We start from the raw sequence: 17,973 nt of genomic DNA, 5'->3' as shown, positions 1-17,973 counted from the left end.
GGAAGACCGCCGTTTCGGTCGCCCCGGCGGGTGCCCCGTAAGCAGGGCACCGCCAGCGCATTGCCGCATTCGGGACGAACGGAACACAACACATCGAAGCATCGGCGACCCTGCTCACCCCACCAGAGATCATTCGGATAACGAAATCACGTGCGGCAATGCACATGCAGTCGCGACATGCGTCGTCGCATCGCACTCCATCCGCAGTACAACGCCCGTCGACATAGCGGCACGCACCTCCCGCTCAGCGCCCGCCGCCCTCCAGCTCCCGTGCCCGACGTCGCGCGGCGCAGATCGCGCGATGATGTTCGTCGGCCCACCGGATCATCGCCTGCATCGGCGTCAGGAACGAACGCCCGAGGTCGGTCAGCGCATATTCGACACGCGGCGGCACTTCGGCGAACAGCGTGCGACTGACGAAGCCGTCCTGCTCGAGCCGCTTGAGCGTGCGCGACAGCATCTGGTTCGACACATCGCCGATCGCACGGCCAAGTTCGTTGAAACGCATCGTCCCGCCGGACAGCGCTTCGAGCACGAGCAGGCTCCACTGGTCGCCGATGCGGTCGAGCACATCGCGGATCGGGCATGGCTGATCGAGTTCGACGGTTTCATCAGCTGGCGGGAACGGCATGACGGGATTCTCTTTCAAGGGCAGCGCATGGTCAGCGCGGTGTGACCTGTTCACACCGCGCTGACTTCTTGTGACGGGTTCGCGGCAACTGTACCATTCGATCGGCCCGGCAGCCGCGCGGATTCGCCAGTTCAACGAAGCATGACGACGTGCGGCCTCGCGCAGTCCGTATCGTGGCGATACGAACTGCGCGGCGAATCCCTCGCGTCGACCACGCACGTGCATCCGCGGCTCTGCCCCGTCGCCCGCCGATCGTCATGGCCGGCTCGACCCGCCGTCGCGCATCGCGCGCCAACCCACGCTTCGTCAGACAAGGAACCCGCTACATGTCATCGCTCCGCTCCCCCGTTCGCGCCGTTGCCGCGCTCGTCCTGCTGGCCGCGTCGACGGCCGCGCTGGCCGCCGGCCCGGCCACGCGCGACCTGGCCGCCGAGGAAGCCAACCGCCAGCTCGTGCTGACGTTCTACGACCGCTTCTTCAACAAGCACGAAGCGGTCGAGGCCGCGGCCGTCGTCGCGGACGACTACAAACAGCACAACCCGCACGTACCGGACGGCAAGAAGCCGTTCGTGTCGTACTTCGTCGGCGCGTTCCAGAAGAACCCGGCATCGCGCGCGCGCATCGTGCGCAGCGCAACCGACGGCGACCTCGTCTACCTGCACGTGCATGCGACCGAACGTCCGGGCGACCGCGGCGAAGCCGTCGTCGACATCTTCCGCGTTAAGGACGGCAAGATCGTCGAACACTGGGACGTGATCCAGCCGGTACCCGAAACGTCCGCGAACGCGAACACGATGTTCTGACGCGCGGGGCACCTACGCGGTACGCAACGATGCGCGTCGCCCGTCGACGGGCGATCGGCCGGGCGCCGGGCGCCGGGCGCCGGGCGCCGGGCAAGCGAGCATGCCTCGCGCCGGCAAAGTCCCCTACAATCGAGCTTCGCCGCCGCACCGGCCGCCGTCCCGCATGACCGCACAGCCGGCCGCCGCGCCGCCGGCTCGCCGTCGTACGCGAAACACGGCCGGCACGGGCGGCCGTTCGCGCAGACGGTGTCAACGATGAGCCCCGCCCAAATTTCCCTCAGCAATGCCGGCGACCTGGTCGCCAGCCTCGGCAGTCCGCAGTTTCCCGCCCGGCTTTGGGCGTGGCTGCGTGAAACCGTCGATCCGCAGTCCCACTACAGCGTCGCGACGCGCTACCGTCGCGATGCGCCGTCGCAGTCGGTCGACAGCGTCGACGTGCTGTTCTTCGCGGGCGGCGACGATCCCGACGGCACGCGCCACGCGCTCGATCTGTATACACAGGGCGAGTGGCGCACCGACACGCTGCTCCCGCATATCGAGCGCGCCACCGATTCGCAGCTCGTGTTCTCGTGCAACGAGGACGTCGACACGGCGACCGAATACGGCCGCCAGTTCGCGCTCGGCGAACTCGGCGAAGACTGCACGCTGCTCGGCAGCGAGCGCGACTATGTCTATGCGTTCTCCCTGTTCCGCCGGCGCGGCCAACCGTCGTACACGCTGCCCGAACTGGCGCTGCTGCGGCAGCTCGGCGATTTCGTGCTGCCGCTCCTGATCCAGCACGCACGGCTCGCACGCCTGACGCCACGCTCGGACGACGGCGCGCTGTTGCAGCGGTTCGAGCAGCGCCTGTCGGCCAGCGGCGCGGCGCTGTCGCAGCGCGAACGGCTCGTGTGCCGCGCGGTGCTGCAAGGCCAACCCGTCCCGCAGATCGCCGACACGCTCGCGCTCAAGCCGAGCAGCGTGCGCACCTATCTCGGGCGCGCGCTCGCGAAGCTCGGTGTTGCAAACCGGGCCGGGCTGTTCGCGTGGTGCGTGACCGAGGAGGAACCTCCTGAGGACCGCGGCCGCTAGACGGCGCCCCCGCATCGCTGCAACACCTATCCCCCCGCCGCCTTTGTCGCGCATTGTCCTCAAAACGATGACAGACAGCCGGTCGCCCCGCTCCTAGTATCTGACTCACCCGACGACGGGAACGCGTCGGATGCCACGGAGACACCGAATGCCGAATACCGGATGGACGCCGGCCCGCACGGCCGCCCGCGCGTCGCCCATCGACCTGCCGATTCAGTCCCGGCGGCGGAATCGGCATGACGCTCCGGCGGCGGCCGGCCTTCACCACGACGCATCGCCGCGCCTGCCGCGCAGTACCGGCACATAGCCGCTCCCCAGCCCATTTCAACCCGACCGGGTTCACGCGACCGGACGAGCCTCACGGCCCGCCCGCCGGACACGTGCGCCCGTCGAACAGCCCCCAATCCGGAGGAGACACATGCAACACGCCGACACCGTCTATCTGAACGGCCTGCTTTACACAGGCGACGCGCAGCGCCGCTTTGCACAGGCGCTCGCTGTCCAGGACGGCAAGATCGTCGCCATCGGCCGCGACGACGATATCCGCCCGCTGGCCGGCCCTGCGACGCGCACCGTCGACCTGGCCGGCAGGCTGATGCTGCCGGGCCTGATCGATGGCCACGTGCACCCGCTCGAAGGCCACCAGATCCTCGGTGACTTCGACCTGTCCGGCATCAACGATCCCGACGCGATCCTGCAGCGCATCCGCGCCTGCGCCGATGCGACGCCGAACGAGCCGTGGGTTTATCTCGGCGGCGCCAACCTGGCCGCATTCGGCGCGTATCCGACCCGCGAACTGCTCGACCGGATCGTGCCCGACCGGCCGCTGCTCGTGGTCGGCTTCGACGTGCACAGCGGCTGCCTCAACACGAAGGGCCTCGAAGCGGCCGGGATCCACGCCGACACACCCGACCCGGCCGGCGGTGTTTACGAAAGGGATGCATCCGGCGCGCCGAACGGTGTCGTGCACGAAGCGGCGTTCTATCGCGTCTGCCCGATCATTCCGCAACTGAGCCCCGCCGGCTACCCGAAGTCGCTCGCTAAGGCGCACGCGATGGCACACGGTTACGGCATCACCGGGTGGTTCGACGCGCGCGTCGAGGAGGCCGAACTCAAGGCTTATGCCGATGCGCAGCGCGCGGGCACGCTGAAGGTGTACATGAGCGCCGGCCTCTATGCGAACCCGCGCCGCGATCCGCGCGAGCAGATCGAGCGCTTCGCCGCATGGCGCCGCGCGTACGAATGCGACAACCTGCGCCTGCATACGGTGAAGATCTTCGTCGACGGTGTGCCCGAATCGAAAACCGCCGCGCTGCTCGAGCCGTACGCCGGCACCGACGACTGCGGGCTCGCGCTGTGGAGCCAGGATGCGCTGAACGAGATCTGCCTGCTCGCCGATACCGCCGGCTTCGACCTGCACTTCCACACGCTCGCCGACCGCGCGGTGCGCATGACGCTCGATGCGCTCGAATATGTCCAGATCCGCAACGGCATGCGCGACCGCCGTGCACAGCTCGCGCACCTGCAACTCGTCGATCCCGCCGACATGAGCCGCTTCAACCGGCTCGGCGCAATCGCCAGCGTGCAGACGCTGTGGACGGCCGCGCGCGCAGAGCAGCAGCAGCTCTATCGCGACCTGCTCGGCGCCGAACGCACCGCGCGCAACTATCCGTTCCGCAGCCTGCGCAACGCGGGCGCGATGCTCGCGGCCGGCTCCGACTGGTCGGTCAGCACGATGGACCCGATGCAGATCATCCAGACGGGTGTCACGCACCTGCTGATCGACCAGCCCGACAGCCCGCCGTGGAATCCGCACGAACGCCTCGACCTGCTCACGATGCTCGAGGCCTATACGGTGAATACCGCGTATGCGCTGCGCTTCGACGACTGCACGGGTTCGCTCGAAGCGGGCAAGGACGCGAGCTTCGCGATCCTCGACCGCAATCCGTTCGCGCACCCTGTCGAGACGTTCGCGCAAACCCGCGCGATCGAGACGTGCTTCCGCGGCGAAGTCGTGTACGCCGCGCCGGGCTGGGCCGACTGAAGCACGAACCCGGCGGCCGTCAGGCGACGCCGAGCGCCAGCACCTGCTCGGTCGTCAGCACGTCGCCGAACGTGTCCGACAGCGCGGCCAGCGTCGCGCGATGGAGGTCACGGTGCGATACCGTGCCGCCATGCGCGATGTCGAGGTCGCGCGTCGCGCAGGCGTCGTCGACGACGATCACCGAGTAGCCGAGCGGCACCGCATCGCGTGCCGCGCCGGCGACGCATGCATGCGTCATCAGGCCCGTGACGATCAGCGTGTCGATACCGGCCGCCTTCAGGCGCGCATCGATGTCCGTCGTCGGGAACACGCTCACCGACGTTTTCTTCACGACTGCGTGATGCGGCGCCGGCTGCAGGTCCGCGTGAAAGCGGAAGCCGTCGCTGCCGTCCGCGAAGATCGGGCCGTCGGCCGCATCGACGTGCTGGACGTGAAACACCGGAATGCCCGCGCGATCGGCGAACGCGATCACGCGCTGCGCATTGCCCAGCGCACGCGGCCCCTCCGGAATCGGCAGGCGGCCGCTGAAGTATTCATTCTGGAAATCGATCACCAGCAGCGCGGTGCGGGCGGCGGCGATCGACGTCGGCGCGGTCGCGCCCGCCAGGGTACGGATGGTCGGATGTTGCATGGGTCGCTCTCTCGGTTGGCCTATCGAAGGAACGGCGCGCCGGGCGAGCCGGCGCCGCCGGACGCGGCCCGGACGTTCCCCGGCCGCGAGGCGCCAGTGTCGGGCCGCGCGGCCGTGCGCGACAGCGGCACGCGGGACAACGTCCGACAGGATCGGGCCAACGTTCATCCCGCCTATGACAGCGCGGCCGTTCGCGCCCCCGTCTGCGTGCGACCGTACGCGACCATCATCGCGAAGCTGAGCAGGAAACCCGCGCCGCCAATCAGCAGCAAGCCGATCTCGCCGAACACGGGCAGCAGGTTCGTGAGCGCCCCCGTGACGACCCACGCGACGGCCATCACCGAGCCCGCGACGCCGAGTGCCCAGCCTTGCCGGTCCTCGCTGACCGCATCGGAGAACGCCGTATACATCGTCGTATACGCGACCATGTCGAAGCAGCCGACGACCATCGCGAGCGCCCACAACACCGGCTCGTGCGGAAACAGCGCGGACAGGACCTGGCCGACGCCCGCGACGAGCAGACCCGTCTTCGCGATGTCGACCACACGCCACACGCGCAGCATCAGCCGCACGACGAACAGCAGGCCGAATACAAAGCAGAGGCCGATCACGCCGCTGAACAGCCCGAGCCGCGCGCTCGTGTAGCCGAATTTCGCCTGCAGCAGCAGCATGATGGTCTGCAGGTAGAGTCCATAGCCGACCTGCATCAGGAAGAACACCACCGACAGGAACGCGACGTTGCGCTGGCGCGCGGCCTCCCCGATGATTCGCAGCGGCAGCAGCGGATCGATGCGCGTGTCGACGCGCGGCACAGCCGAGTCGCGATACGACGCCCAGGTCCAGAACGCGCCGATCAGCGACAGCGCGGCCACCAGCACGAACGGCGTGCCGTAGTCGAACAGCGGCGAAATCGTGCGGTCGGACGTGACGCCGCCGAGCACGGGGCCGACGATCACGCCCGCGCTGAACGCGAGCGACATGATGCTCATGTTGTACGCCTTGTTCTCCGGCGTGCTCAGGTCGGTGATGGCCGCCTGCGCGATGCCCTGGCAGCCGGCCATCAGCCCGGTGAGCCCGCGGCCGGCGAGCAGCAACACGACACTTGCATGCCATGCGCCGGCCGCCATCATCGCGTAGCCGGCCGCGAGGCCGGTCACGCACAGCAGCAGGATCCTGCGGCGGCCGTAGCGATCGGACAGGTCGCCCATCAGCGACGAGCCGAAGAACATGCACAACGGGTAGATCCCGTAGCCGAGACCGAGGTAGAAATTGCGCGCGTGCACGCCGGCGTCGGCCGGCAGGATGCCCGCGTGCGGATCGCTGAAGATTGCGGACATCATCGGATAAACGAGCCCGAATCCCATCGCATCGATCGCGATCGCGAGCAGGCAGGGGCCGAGCAACTTGTAATCGAGCCGGGACATGGCGACCTTCCGGATAGAGTGGATGATCGCCCAAGCGTAACGACCGGGCGGCGGCCGCGGTAGGCCGCCGCCCGCGATGCTGACCATCGGCAAAACCGATACCCTGCATGCCGCCCGCGCCGATGGGCCGCCGGCGGCGGGCGGCGGGCGGCCGCCGCTACTTGACGCTCAACGGCTCGCCCTGAAACTGCCGCCGCGCGAGCACGCACGGCGCACCGTCATGCATGAACACGCTCGCGAGCAGCCCGAACGACGCCGCGAACAGCACGTACCAGGCGGGCGCGACGGGCGACCCGCTCGCGTGCGTCAGCCACGTGACGATGAACGGCGCGAAGCCGCCGAACACCATCACCGCGACGTTGTACGCGAGCGCGATGCCGGTCGAACGCGAGCGCGTCGCGAACTGTTCGGCGAGCGTGGTCGGAGCAGGCCCGTAGCAGATGCCGATGATCGTACAGATCACGAACTGCATCACGACCAGGCGCCCGATGCCCGGCGCAGCGGCCAGCCACGAGAACAGCGGATACGTGACCGTCAGCAGCGCAAGCGTGCCGGCGATCAGCACGGGCCGCCGGCCGATGCGGTCCGACACGAGCGCCGCGACCGGAATCGTCACCGTCAGCAGCGCAACCGCCGCCATCTGCACCTTGAATACCTGGTCGAGCGGCAGCCCGAAGGTCTTGTGCACGAACGTCGGCATGTTCACGAGCATCACGTAGAACACGGCCGTGCCGGTGATCGTCTGCCCCATCGACACCAGCACGCCGCGCAGGTTGTCGCGCAGCACGCGCGACACGCTCGCCGGCGGCTCGACGGCCGACTTGCTCGCGTCGAGAAACGCGTCGGTCTCCTCCATGTGCCGGCGGATCCACAGGCCGACCGGCCCGATCAACAGCCCGAGCGCGAACGGCACGCGCCAGCCCCAGCTATGCAGCGCCGCGTCCGACAGCGACTGTGTGGCCCACGCGCCCATCGCGGCGCCCGAGAACACCGCGAGACACTGGCCGATCAGCTGCCACGATCCGTACAGCCCGCGCCGGTTCTCGGGCGCGCTTTCCACGAGGAACGCGGTCGCGCTCGCGTATTCGCCGCCGGTGGCGAAACCCTGCAGCAACCGCGCGACGACGATCAGGACGGGTGCCGCCGGGCCGATCGTCGCGTACGACGGCGCGAACGTGATCAGCGCGATCGACAGCGTCATCAGGAAGATGATGAGCTGCATCGCGGCCTTGCGGCCCTTGCGGTCCGCATAGAGCCCGAGCAGGATGCCGCCCACCGGGCGCATGAAGAAGCCGACGCCGAAGGTCGCGAGCGACATCAGCAGCGACGCGTACTGGCTCTCGGCGGGAAAGAACAGCCGCGCGATGATGCCGGAGAAGAAACCGTAAACGATGAAGTCGTACCACTCGAGGGTGTTGCCGACGACAGCGGCAATCACTTGCCGATGCCGCGAGTTCCGACGTGTGTCGCGCATGCTTGTCTCCTGCTGTCTCATGGCGCCGCGCCGCATGCGTGCCGCGTTCCGTGGCAAACATGGGCGAACCGGCTGTTCGTATCGCCGGCCGGTGAGGCGCGGGCCCGCACCATCGGAACCTCTCGCCCCGCGCGCACGACCGGTGTGAAACGATCATAGGGACGCCGAAAACCCGTATCAATTAATGCCTGCGGCAGATGATTAGCCGGAGATTAAATGTTTCCCCGCCGGGCTCCGTCACACGAAAACCCCGGAAATTCGCGCATTGTTGCGGCCTCGGTTCTGCGGCAGAATCGTCGGCCGCCCTTCCCGTCGTCCGCACCATGCGCAACCGCATCAACGAAGAGATCACGTTCCGCAAGCTCGAGGTGCTGCTCGCCTTCATGGAAGCCGGCAGCCTCGCGAAGGCCGCCGAGGCGCTGGGCGTCAGCACGGTCAGCGTGCACCGCGCACTGCACACGCTCGAAGAAGGAATGCACTGCGCGCTGTTCCGCCACGAGGGGCGGAACCTGATTCCGACCGACGCCGCGCAAGTGCTCGCCGAGGTCGCGGGCGAAGTGCTCAAGACGATGACGGACGGGATCCGCTCGACGCGCGAGGCGGCCGGCTACGGCGCCGGCCAGTTGAAGATCGGTTCGCTTTACTCGCTGACGATCCGCACCGTGCCCGAAGTCGTGATCGCGTTGAAGGAGCGCCGCCCCGAGCTGCAGGCCGAGCTCGTGCTCGGCTCGAACGCCGACCTGCTCGACAAGCTCCGGCAGGGCGCGATCGATGCGACGCTGATGGCCCTGCCCGAACCAGATGCCGAGATCGAATCGATCGCGCTGTTCGAGGACGAGATGTTCTTCGCCGCGCCGATCGACTCGCCGTACGCGCGGCACGACGCCATCGATCTCCACGCGTGCGGCGACGCACCGTTCGTATCGCTCGGCGAAGGCTTTGCGACGCATCACGGCTTTACGGAAGCGTTTCGCACGGCCGGCGTCACGCCGAACGTCGTGATGCGGGTGGGCGACATCTTCTCGCTGATCAACCTCGTGTCGGGCGGTATCGGCTGCTCGCTGCTGCCCGGCCGCGTGCGCGACCTGTTCGCGCACAAGATCGCGCTCGTGCCGCTCGCCGGGCCCACGATCCGCCAGACGATCGGCCTGAGTTTCCTGCACCGGCGCGAGCGCGACCCGAACCTGCTCGCGCTCGCGACCGTGTGCCGGCTCACGGTCAAGGCGCCGAACACGCGGTAGCGCGGCTCGCCCGGCGGCGCGCCCTTTCCTTTCCGCTTCACGCACCTGCATCGTCGCGACGACGCGCGCCCGCCCGTCACGCCAAAAAGAAGCGTGCGCACTCGTCCGTTTGGACGGCACGAAGCGCGCGCTTTGTTGCGATCATGGCCGTCATTCAACGCGCGGCGCGCACACGTGCGTCCGCCACGGAGACGCCATGAACGACCCAGTCCTCGGCCCCATCGACCAGATCGGCTACGTCGTCGCCGATCTCGACCGCAGCATCGCGCGCTGGCGCGAACGTCACGACGTCGGCCCGTGGACCGTATTCCGCAACGTGCGCCTCGACGGCCATCATCTCGGCGAACCGGTGACGGTCACGATGGACGTCGGGCTCGCGTATCGCGGCGATCTGCAGATCGAACTGATTCACGTGACGAACGACACGTCGTCGCCGTACCGCGATGTGCATGGGCGGCCGCTCGTCGGGCTGCATCACGCCGCGTGGGTCGTCGACGATCTCGATGCTGCGCTCGCGCAACTGACGGCTCGCGGCCTGCGTGTCGTGTTCGAAGCACGCAACCCGGCCACACGCGTCGCGTATCTCGACGACATCGACGATCCCGGCGTGCGCGTCGAAGTCATCGAAGGCGCCGGCATGCGCGACATGATCGCGCACGGCATCGCCGAAGCCCGCGCATGGGACGGCGCCGATCCGCTTCGCATCATCGACGCGGCGGCCCTCTCCGCGTGAGCGGCCGTGCGCGCCCCTCTCACTAAAGGAGCAAGCAGCATGAAACGACTCGAAGGCAAGGTGGCGCTGATCACGGGCGGTGCCCGCGGCCAGGGCGAAGCGGAAGCGCGCCGGTTCGTCGCCGAAGGCGCACGCGTGGTGATCGCCGACGTGCTGGACGACGCCGGCCGGCGCGTCGCGGCCGAACTCGGCGACGCCGCGCGATTCCAGCATCTCGACGTGACAAGCGAAGCCGACTGGCAAGCTGCCGTCGAGGCAACGCTCGCGCAGTTCGGCCGGCTCGACATCCTCGTGAACAACGCGGCAATCCTGAAGCTCGTGCCGATCGAAGCGTGTTCGCTCGACGACTATCGCAAGGTGATCGACGTGAACCAGGTCGGCTGCTGGCTCGGCATGAAGTCGGCAGTGGCCGCGCTGAAGGAAGCCGGCGGCGGCTCGATCGTCAACGTATCGTCGACGGCCGGGATGGAAGGCGTCGCGGGCGGCAGCGCGTACGTGTCGAGCAAGTTCGCGGTACGCGGGATGACGAAGGCCGCCGCACTCGAATTCGGCCGCTACGGCATTCGCGTGAACTCGGTGCACCCGGGCGGCATCGATACCGTGATGGCGCGCCCGCCCGAGTTCGCGGATTTCGATCCGTCGTCGATCTACAGCGGCCTGCCGATCGCGCGCATCGGCAAGCCCGACGAAGTCGCCAGTCTCGTGCTGTTCCTCGCGTCCGACGAATCCGCGTACTGCACGGGGTCGGAATTCATCGTCGACGGCGGGATGCTGGCGGGCAGCACATTCCACTGACACGCATCGAAGTCGACGCGCGCCTGCCAACCCGGCAGGCGTTTTCGTTTGAGGGGGCGGCACGTGGAAGATCAGGCATCCCCTCTGGCGATCACACACCCGGAAGCGGCAATGCCGCCGGCGGCTCTACCGCGCGGCGGCATCGTCATTTGCGCAGCGACACACCGCGCGCCGCTCTTATCCCCTGGGCTGGATCGCCGGCGCACCGTTGACGCGCGCCGCCTGCGTGCCGCCGCGCACGAAGCGGCGCCCGTGCGGGCCGTACACGCCGTCCGGCTCCGGGTACAGCGTCAGCAGCACGAAGTACAGCATCCCACCCATCACCAGCGACACCGGCACGCTCAGGTCGAGCCCGCCCGCGAGGTTGCCGAGCGGCCCGACGAACTGCCCCGGCAGGTTCACGAACGACAGCCCGACGAACGCGGCCGGCAGCCACGCGCCCATCGCGCGCACGTTCCAGCCACGCGTGAACCAGTAATGGCCGCCGTGCAGCCCGCGATTGAACACCTGCAGGTCGTCGGCGAGATAGTAGCCGCGCCGCGTCACGTAGCCGATCACCATGATCGCCATCCACGGGCAGCTGAACGTATCGATCAGCGTCGAGAACGTCGCAACACTTTCGACGAGGTTGAACCAGAAGCGGCCGACGAAGATGAACGCGATCGCAATCGTGCCGATCAGCAGCGTCGCACGCACGCGATTCAGGAGGCGCGGGAACATGCTCGACACGTCGAGGCCGGTGCCGTACAGCGCGGTCGTGCCGGTCGACATCCCGCCGATGATCGCGATCAGGCACATCGGCAGCAGGAACCAGCGCGGCGAGATCGCGAGCAGGCCGCCGACGTAGTCGTTCGACGCAATGAATGCGGGTGCCTGCGTCGCGATGATCGTCGCGGTCGCGAGGCCAAAGAAGAACGGCACGAAGGTCGCGATCTGCGCGGCGAACACGGCGCCCATCACGCGATGCTTCGGCGTGCGCTGCGGGATGTAGCGTGCCCAGTCGCCGAGTGTCGACGCGAACGACACCGGGTTGCTCAGCGCAACCAGCACCGCGCCGACGAACGCGGCCCAGAAGCCCGCGCTGCCCTGCTGCACCGTGCCGGCGTAGTTCGTGTCGAACAGCCCGGCGAACGCGAACAGGCCCGCGACGAACAGCACGCTCGCGGCCCACACGGCGATCTTGTTGACCCACAGCATGAAGCGGAAGCCGTAGATGCAGACGATCAGCACGAGCACCGCGAACACCATGTACGCCGCACCGAGCGTGAAGCCGTTGACCGGCACGCCGACCATGTTGTGCGCGCCGCCGACGAGCGCATCGCCCGAGCTCCACACCGCGAGCGAGAAGAACGCGATCGACGTGAGCAGCGCGAGGAACGAGCCGACGATCCGGCCGTGAATGCCGAAATGCGCACCGGACGACACGGGGTCGCTCGTGCCGTTGCGCGGGCCGAACAGGCTCATCGGCGCGAGGATGCAGGTGCCGGCGAGCACGCCGAGCACGATCGCGCAGACACCCGCCTTGAACGACAGCCCGACCAGCACGGGAAAGCTGCCGAGCACCGAAGTGGAAAACGTATTGCAACCGCCGAACAGCAACCTGAACAGGTCGATCGGCCGCGCATAGCGCGATGCATCGGGAATGCGCTCGAAACCGAACGACTCGACCTGCGTAATCCTGCCTTCACTCATTTGTCTCCCACTCCTCTGGTGCATCTGTACGGCCCGGGACTGCGGCGGTACGACACATCGTCATCGATTCGCGGCCACTCTAAACCGGATCGCGCGGCGCAAATATCACGCATTCGAGACGTTTACGACGAAGGAGAACGATGTTTCCCGGCAGGCCGGCGGCCGGCGCCCGCGCCATCCGTCCGGCGCGGGCGATGTGATGTCAGTGCGCGTTCTCCGACGCCGGCGCGCGGCATGCAATCAGGCCCCGCTGGACGGCTTGCCGCGCCTCGATTCCGGCGAGCCAGCGCTCGACGTGCGGGTAGCCGGCAAGGTCGATCTCGAGTTCGGCCGCCGCGCGCAGCCACGGGAACGCGGCGATGTCGGCGATCGAGTACCGCGACGAAGCGAGATACGCCGATTCCGCCAATCGGCCGTTCACGACCCCGTAGAGGCGCCGCGCTTCGTTCCGGTAACGCTCGAGCGCTTGCGCATTGACCGTCTTCGATGCATGCAGGAACCACCAGAGCTGGCCAAGCATCGGCCCGATCCCGCCGATCTGGAAGTGCAGCCATTGCTGCACCGCCGTGCGCTCGGCCAGCGTTTCGGGCTGCAGAAAGCCCGTCTTCGCAGCGAGATAGCCGAGGATCGCGCCGGATTCGAACACGGCCAGCCCGGTGTCGTGGTCGACGATGGCCGGGATCTTGCCGTTCGGGTTGATCGCGAGAAACGCCGGGCTGCGCTGCTCGCCGGCGGACAGGTTCACGTGCACGCGGTCATGCGCGAGCCCGGCCTCCTCCAGGTAGATCGCGATCTTGTGCCCGTTCGGCGTATCGGCCGTATAGAACGTGAGGGAATGCGTCGAGGTCATGTCGGTCCTTGTCTTCCGGTTATTGTTGCAACTACAATCGTTGCAATTGCAATCCTATGCCGGAACCGACGCCCCGGCGACATGCCAATACCAGAAGGAGGGACATGCAGACTGCGCGATCCGGTCCGCCCGTGCGGACACCCGACACCCGCCGCGCCGCGGCGGCCTGCCTCGAAAGGCTGCTGACGCAGCGGCTCGCGCCGCGCGGCCGTGCGGTGTCGCCGCTCGACGCGATGCGCGCGGCCGCCGATTGCCTCGAACGCGATGCGGCAACAGCGGAACGCGTATGGATCGTGCGAGCCGATACGCATGAGCCCTGTGCAGACGCGGGTGCGGGCGCGCATCGCCGCATCAGCGCATGGCCGCTGCGGTTTCTCGATGCGCGCAAGCGGTTCGAGCGGCCGCTGCTGTACCTGCTGCATGCGCGCGCGACCGACCGGCTGCGGCTGGCGTCGATCGAAACCGTCGATCGCGGGATCTTCGTGAACGATGCCGAAACGGTCGCTTCGTCCTGGCCGAAAGGCGTGACGCCCGACGTCCCGCACTGGCTGGCCGCGAACCCCGCGTGCATACCCTACGATCCGGCTTCGGGGCACGAGGCAATCGCGATCCTGCGCCACGCGCTGCGCACGCTTTATGTCGCCGGCCAGCCGGGATTCTGCTACCTCGCGAGCCACGACGACCCCGTGCCCGATGCGAAGCCGCTATCGGCCACGGCGGCCCGCGATGCGTTCAGCGGCATGGTGCGGGCCGGCCGGCGCGCGGCGGCCGGCGCGGCCGCCCGAATCCGGCTGTGCGGCGCGGGCAGCACGCTCGCGCAGGTGAAGGAGGCGGCCGATCTGCTGCACGACGAATGGCGCGTCGATTCGACGATCTGGAGCTGCCCGAGCTACACGCAGCTCGCCCGCGACGGTCACGCGGCCGACCGGTGGAACCTGCTGCACCCGCACGACAAGCCGCAGATCGCGCATGTGCGCCGATGCATCGGCGACAGCCGCACGCCGGTGCTCGCGGTGACGGGCTATGCGCGGCACGTCGCCGCGCAGATCGGCGCGTTCGTCCCGGCCCGCTTCGCAGCGCTCGGTGCGGACTCGGCCGGCCCGGGCGCCGGCACACGCGCACCGAATGCGCGCTGGATCGCCGCGGTCGCGCTTCGCCTGCTGGCCGACAACGGCTGCGTGCCGGCCGACTGGGCCGCGCAGGCGATGCACCGTTATGCGCGCGGCTGATGCGCGCGCCGGCTGCCGTTACTTCGCGTCGGCGGTCGCGTCGCGCGCCACGGCCGTCGCGCGATCGAGCGCGGCGGCCATCGCCGCCTGCTCCTTGCCGGTGAACTGATCGAGGAAGAGTTCCGCGACCGTCGACTGGTACACCTTCCACATCTTCTTGCGCAGCGTGCGCCCCTTGTCGGTGATGCTCGCAAACGCGGCGCGGCCGTCGTCGGCCGACCGCGCGCGCGTGACGAGCCCTTCCTGTTCGAGCCGGTCGACGAGCCGCGTCAGGTTGTAGCGCTCGATCGCGAGCACATCGGCCAGTTCGTGCATGCGGCGCGTGCCGTCGGGCCCGCTTTCGAGCCCCCACAACGCGTCGTACCACGCATAGGCGGGAAGGCCGGCAGCCGCGAGGCGGCGCTCGATCTCGCGAATCATCGTCCGGTGCGCGCGGACGAACGAGAACCACAGATCGGGTTCGGGTGCGCTCATGTCAGGTCGTTCCTTTCGTTGAATTGCAGTTGCAATTAAATTTTACCTCGATAACAATGCCCCTCAATACGATTGCAATTGCAATCATTTCTTTGCCCGCCGATCGGCGGGCGTTCCGTCGCGCGACGCGGCGCCACGACCGTCGCCACGCGCAGCCTGATGCTTCTGGAGACACTGCATGACCGCACCTCTCGCGTTACCCGACATCGACCCGCAGGAAACCCGCGAATGGCTCGATGCGCTCGAATCCGTGATCGCGCTCGAAGGCCGTCCGCGCGCGCACTACCTGCTCGACCAGCTTTCCGATCTCGACGCGGCGCGCCACGGCGACCTGCACGGCCGCGTGACGACCGCGTACGTGAACACGGTGCCGCGCGAACGACAGCCGGCCTATCCGGGCGATCTCGCGCTCGAACGCCACCTGAATGCGATGATCCGCTGGAACGCGATGGTGATGGTGCTGCGTGCCGGCCGGCATTCGAACGTCGGCGGGCACATCGCGACCTACCAGTCCGCCGCGGTGCTGTACGACGTCGGCTTCGACCACTTCTTCCGCGGCCGCACCGACACCTTCGACGGCGACATGGTCTACATCCAGGGCCACTCGGCGCCCGGCATCTATGGCCGCGCGTATCTGGAAGGCCGCATCACGGACGCGCAACTCGACAACTTCCGCCGCGAGACCGGCCGCGAAGCGGGCCGCGACGGGCTGTCGTCGTATCCGCATCCCCGGCTGATGCCGGATTTCTGGCAATTCCCCACCGTGTCGATGGGGCTCGGGCCGCTCACAGCCGCGTATCAGGCGCGCTTCATGCGCTACCTCGAATATCGCGGGCTGAAAGCGCATCAGGGCCGCAAGGTCTGGGCCTTTCTCGGCGACGGCGAAATGGACCAGCCCGAATCGCTTGCCGCGATCTCGCTCGCCGGGCGCGAACGGCTCGACAACCTGATCTTCGTCGTCAACTGCAACCTGCAGCGCCTTGACGGCCCGGTACGCGGCAACGGCAAGATCATCCAGGAACTCGAAGGCACATTCCGCGCGGCGGGTTGGAACGTCGTCAAGGTGATCTGGGGCGGCGGCTGGGATCGCCTGCTCGAGCGCGACACAACGGGCCTGCTGCGTCAGCGCATGATGGAATGCGTCGACGGCGACTACCAGACCTTCAAGTCGCAGAGCGGCGCGTACGTGCGCGAGCATTTCTTCGGCAAGTATCCCGAACTGCTCGAACTCGTCGCCGACCTGTCCGACGACGACATCTGGAAACTGGCGCGCGGCGGCCACGATCCGGAAAAGGTGCATGCGGCTTATGCGCAGGCGATGCGCGCGGACGGGCGGCCGACCGTCGTGCTCGCGAAGACGGTCAAGGGCTTCGGGATGGGCGAAGCCGGCGAAGGCCAGAACGTGAATCACCAGTTGAAGAAGATGAGCGCGGACGCCATCCGCGCGTTCCGCGACCGCTTCGCGCTGCCGGTCAGCGATGCGCAGCTCGACGAACTGCCTTACCTGAAACCCGAACCCGGCAGCGCCGAGGCACGCTACTTCGCGGAACGCCGTGCCGCGCTCGGCGGCCACGTGCCGGCCCGCTTCAGCCGTGTGGCGCCGCTGCCGGTGCCCCCGCTCGCCGCATTCGACGCGCAGCTCAAGGACAGCGGCGAGCGCGGGCTGTCGACGACGATGGCGTTCGTGCGCATCCTCGGCACGCTGCTGAAGGATCCGGCGCTCGGCAAGCTCGTCGTGCCGATCGTGCCGGACGAATCGCGTACGTTCGGGATGGAGAGCCTGTTCCGCCAGATCGGTATCCACTCGCATCTCGGCCAGCTCTATACGCCGCAGGACGCGGGCCAGCTCAGCTACTACAAGGAAGCGAAGGACGGGCAGATCCTGCAGGAAGGCATCAACGAATCGGGCGCGATCGCGTCGTGGATCGCGGCCGGCACCGCGTACAGCAATCACGGGCTGCCGGCGATCCCGTTCTACATCTTCTATTCGATGTTCGGGCTGCAGCGCGTCGGCGATCTCGCGTGGGCGGCCGGCGACGCGCGTACGCGCGGCTTCCTGCTCGGCGCGACGTCGGGCCGTACGACGCTGATGGGCGAAGGGCTGCAGCACGACGACGGACACAGCCACGTGCTGTCGTCGGTGATTCCGAACTGCGTGTCGTACGACCCGACCTATGCGTACGAACTCGCGGTGATCGTGCGCGACGGCTTGCGGCGGATGTTCGCGGAACACGAGGACGTCTACTACTACATCACGCTGCTCAACGAGAATTACCCGCATCCGGCGCTGCCCGACGGCGCGGAGGCCGGCATTCTCAAGGGGCTTTACCTGCTGCGCGAAGGCGCGTCGCGCGCGGCCGATGTGCCGCATATGCAGTTGATGGGTAGCGGCGCGATCCTGCGCGAAGTGATCGCCGCGAGCGACCTGCTCGCACAGGACTTCGGCGTGTCGAGCGACGTGTGGAGCGCGACGAGCCTGAACGAGCTGCGTCGAGACGGGCTTGCCGCGGAACGCTGGAACCTGCTGCATCCCGAGCAGGCGCCGCGCGTGCCATACGTGCAGCAATGCCTCGACGGCCGCACGGGGCCGGTGGTGGTCGCGACCGATTACATGAAGATCGTCGGCGACCAGATCCGCGCGTTCGTCGACGGCCGGCGCTTCGTGTCGCTCGGCACCGACGGTTTCGGCCGCTCGGATACGCGCGACGCGCTGCGCACGTTCTTCGAGGTCGACCGGCACTTCATCGTGATCGCGGCGCTGAAGGCGCTCGCCGACGACGGCGCGATACCGCGTGCGCGCGTCGGCGAAGCCATCCGGCGCTACGGCATCGACATCGACAAGATCGATCCGGCCAGCGTGTAGTCACCCGGCGAGCGGCGG

Annotated in this window: 15 protein-coding genes; 8 read left to right on the top strand and 7 right to left on the bottom strand. The window is 68.0% G+C overall.

The genetic code is table 11. The annotated features are described in order from the left end of the window. Positions 1-244 precede the first annotated feature (244 nt). Complete coding sequence (locus ACPTTF_RS22250) at positions 245-631, bottom strand: winged helix-turn-helix transcriptional regulator (RefSeq protein WP_205785288.1); 387 nt, start codon at positions 629-631, stop codon at positions 245-247. Between the two features lie 326 nt (positions 632-957). Here ACPTTF_RS22250 and ACPTTF_RS22245 point away from each other — a divergent pair, with 326 nt between their 5' ends. From ACPTTF_RS22245 to ACPTTF_RS22235, 3 genes are all read left to right on the top strand, one after another. Then, on the top strand, positions 958-1,434 hold the full coding sequence (locus ACPTTF_RS22245) for a nuclear transport factor 2 family protein (protein WP_423368236.1): 477 nt from the start codon (positions 958-960) through the stop codon (positions 1,432-1,434). A 255-nt stretch (positions 1,435-1,689) separates the two neighbouring features. Further along, a complete protein-coding gene (locus ACPTTF_RS22240; RefSeq protein WP_423368235.1) occupies positions 1,690-2,505 on the top strand; it encodes a helix-turn-helix transcriptional regulator in 816 nt (271 codons plus the stop codon). 418 nt (positions 2,506-2,923) lie between these two features. Continuing rightward, on the top strand, positions 2,924-4,549 hold the full coding sequence (locus ACPTTF_RS22235; RefSeq protein ID WP_423368234.1) for an amidohydrolase: 1,626 nt from the start codon (positions 2,924-2,926) through the stop codon (positions 4,547-4,549). Between the two features lie 19 nt (positions 4,550-4,568). Here ACPTTF_RS22235 and ACPTTF_RS22230 read toward each other — a convergent pair whose 3' ends face one another. The 3 genes from ACPTTF_RS22230 to ACPTTF_RS22220 all read right to left on the bottom strand — a co-directional run bounded on the left by ACPTTF_RS22230 (position 4,569) and on the right by ACPTTF_RS22220 (position 8,078). Then, a complete protein-coding gene (locus tag ACPTTF_RS22230; RefSeq protein ID WP_423368233.1) occupies positions 4,569-5,180 on the bottom strand; it encodes a cysteine hydrolase family protein in 612 nt (203 codons plus the stop codon). Positions 5,181-5,353: 173 nt separating this feature from the next. Continuing rightward, a complete protein-coding gene (locus tag ACPTTF_RS22225) occupies positions 5,354-6,604 on the bottom strand; it encodes an MFS transporter (protein ID WP_423368232.1) in 1,251 nt (416 codons plus the stop codon). Between the two features lie 157 nt (positions 6,605-6,761). Continuing rightward, positions 6,762-8,078 (bottom strand): MFS transporter, encoded by a 1,317-nt coding sequence (locus ACPTTF_RS22220; RefSeq protein ID WP_423368231.1) that lies wholly within the window; start codon positions 8,076-8,078, stop codon positions 6,762-6,764. Between the two features lie 323 nt (positions 8,079-8,401). Here ACPTTF_RS22220 and ACPTTF_RS22215 point away from each other — a divergent pair, with 323 nt between their 5' ends. The 3 genes from ACPTTF_RS22215 to ACPTTF_RS22205 all read left to right on the top strand — a co-directional run bounded on the left by ACPTTF_RS22215 (position 8,402) and on the right by ACPTTF_RS22205 (position 10,847). After that, the gene (locus ACPTTF_RS22215) at positions 8,402-9,319 is read left to right on the top strand and encodes a LysR family transcriptional regulator (protein ID WP_423368230.1); all 918 of its coding nucleotides are present in this window, start codon (positions 8,402-8,404) and stop codon (positions 9,317-9,319) included. Between the two features lie 196 nt (positions 9,320-9,515). Further along, positions 9,516-10,052 (top strand): VOC family protein, encoded by a 537-nt coding sequence (locus tag ACPTTF_RS22210; RefSeq protein WP_423368229.1) that lies wholly within the window; start codon positions 9,516-9,518, stop codon positions 10,050-10,052. A gap of 39 nt (positions 10,053-10,091) precedes the next feature. After that, the gene (locus ACPTTF_RS22205; RefSeq protein WP_423368228.1) at positions 10,092-10,847 is read left to right on the top strand and encodes a glucose 1-dehydrogenase; all 756 of its coding nucleotides are present in this window, start codon (positions 10,092-10,094) and stop codon (positions 10,845-10,847) included. A 177-nt stretch (positions 10,848-11,024) separates the two neighbouring features. Here the strand turns inward: ACPTTF_RS22205 and ACPTTF_RS22200 are convergent, their stop codons facing one another. After that, entirely contained in the window at positions 11,025-12,539 is a 1,515-nt protein-coding gene (locus ACPTTF_RS22200; protein ID WP_423368226.1) for a purine-cytosine permease family protein, read from the bottom strand. Positions 12,540-12,741: 202 nt separating this feature from the next. Then, a complete protein-coding gene (locus ACPTTF_RS22195; protein WP_423368225.1) occupies positions 12,742-13,389 on the bottom strand; it encodes a glutathione S-transferase family protein in 648 nt (215 codons plus the stop codon). Positions 13,390-13,493: 104 nt separating this feature from the next. Here ACPTTF_RS22195 and ACPTTF_RS22190 point away from each other — a divergent pair, with 104 nt between their 5' ends. Then, positions 13,494-14,618, top strand: coding sequence for a transketolase-like TK C-terminal-containing protein (locus ACPTTF_RS22190; RefSeq protein ID WP_423368223.1), 1,125 nt, complete (start codon positions 13,494-13,496; stop codon positions 14,616-14,618). Positions 14,619-14,636: 18 nt separating this feature from the next. Here the strand turns inward: ACPTTF_RS22190 and ACPTTF_RS22185 are convergent, their stop codons facing one another. Beyond that, positions 14,637-15,092: a MarR family winged helix-turn-helix transcriptional regulator gene (locus ACPTTF_RS22185; protein ID WP_176050197.1), complete on the bottom strand. Its 456-nt coding sequence runs from the start codon at positions 15,090-15,092 to the stop codon at positions 14,637-14,639. A gap of 178 nt (positions 15,093-15,270) precedes the next feature. On the opposite strand from ACPTTF_RS22185, the gene aceE reads away from it, so the two are divergent. Further along, positions 15,271-17,955: a pyruvate dehydrogenase (acetyl-transferring), homodimeric type gene (aceE, locus tag ACPTTF_RS22180; RefSeq protein WP_423368221.1), complete on the top strand. Its 2,685-nt coding sequence runs from the start codon at positions 15,271-15,273 to the stop codon at positions 17,953-17,955. The last annotated feature ends 18 nt before the right edge of the window (positions 17,956-17,973 follow it).

This window comes from Burkholderia crassaminum (genome assembly GCF_964265005.1).
Classification (GTDB): Bacteria; Pseudomonadota; Gammaproteobacteria; order Burkholderiales; family Burkholderiaceae; genus Burkholderia.
Note: the sequence above shows the minus strand (reverse complement) of the source record. Positions and strands in the feature narration are given on the sequence as shown.

What these genes read in the sequence shown, in the direction of transcription:
- ACPTTF_RS22225 (WP_423368232.1), bottom strand. Translation starts at nt 6,604, where the DNA reads ATGTCCCGGCTCGATTACAAGTTGCTCGGCCCCTGCCTGCTCGCGATC.
- ACPTTF_RS22205 (WP_423368228.1), top strand. Translation starts at nt 10,092, where the DNA reads ATGAAACGACTCGAAGGCAAGGTGGCGCTGATCACGGGCGGTGCCCGC.
- ACPTTF_RS22220 (WP_423368231.1), bottom strand. Translation starts at nt 8,078, where the DNA reads ATGCGCGACACACGTCGGAACTCGCGGCATCGGCAAGTGATTGCCGCT.
- ACPTTF_RS22250 (WP_205785288.1), bottom strand. Translation starts at nt 631, where the DNA reads ATGCCGTTCCCGCCAGCTGATGAAACCGTCGAACTCGATCAGCCATGC.
- ACPTTF_RS22240 (WP_423368235.1), top strand. Translation starts at nt 1,690, where the DNA reads ATGAGCCCCGCCCAAATTTCCCTCAGCAATGCCGGCGACCTGGTCGCC.
- ACPTTF_RS22245 (WP_423368236.1), top strand. Translation starts at nt 958, where the DNA reads ATGTCATCGCTCCGCTCCCCCGTTCGCGCCGTTGCCGCGCTCGTCCTG.
- aceE (WP_423368221.1), top strand. Translation starts at nt 15,271, where the DNA reads ATGACCGCACCTCTCGCGTTACCCGACATCGACCCGCAGGAAACCCGC.
- ACPTTF_RS22235 (WP_423368234.1), top strand. Translation starts at nt 2,924, where the DNA reads ATGCAACACGCCGACACCGTCTATCTGAACGGCCTGCTTTACACAGGC.
- ACPTTF_RS22215 (WP_423368230.1), top strand. Translation starts at nt 8,402, where the DNA reads ATGCGCAACCGCATCAACGAAGAGATCACGTTCCGCAAGCTCGAGGTG.
- ACPTTF_RS22200 (WP_423368226.1), bottom strand. Translation starts at nt 12,539, where the DNA reads ATGAGTGAAGGCAGGATTACGCAGGTCGAGTCGTTCGGTTTCGAGCGC.
- ACPTTF_RS22185 (WP_176050197.1), bottom strand. Translation starts at nt 15,092, where the DNA reads ATGAGCGCACCCGAACCCGATCTGTGGTTCTCGTTCGTCCGCGCGCAC.
- ACPTTF_RS22190 (WP_423368223.1), top strand. Translation starts at nt 13,494, where the DNA reads ATGCAGACTGCGCGATCCGGTCCGCCCGTGCGGACACCCGACACCCGC.
- ACPTTF_RS22195 (WP_423368225.1), bottom strand. Translation starts at nt 13,389, where the DNA reads ATGACCTCGACGCATTCCCTCACGTTCTATACGGCCGATACGCCGAAC.
- ACPTTF_RS22230 (WP_423368233.1), bottom strand. Translation starts at nt 5,180, where the DNA reads ATGCAACATCCGACCATCCGTACCCTGGCGGGCGCGACCGCGCCGACG.
- ACPTTF_RS22210 (WP_423368229.1), top strand. Translation starts at nt 9,516, where the DNA reads ATGAACGACCCAGTCCTCGGCCCCATCGACCAGATCGGCTACGTCGTC.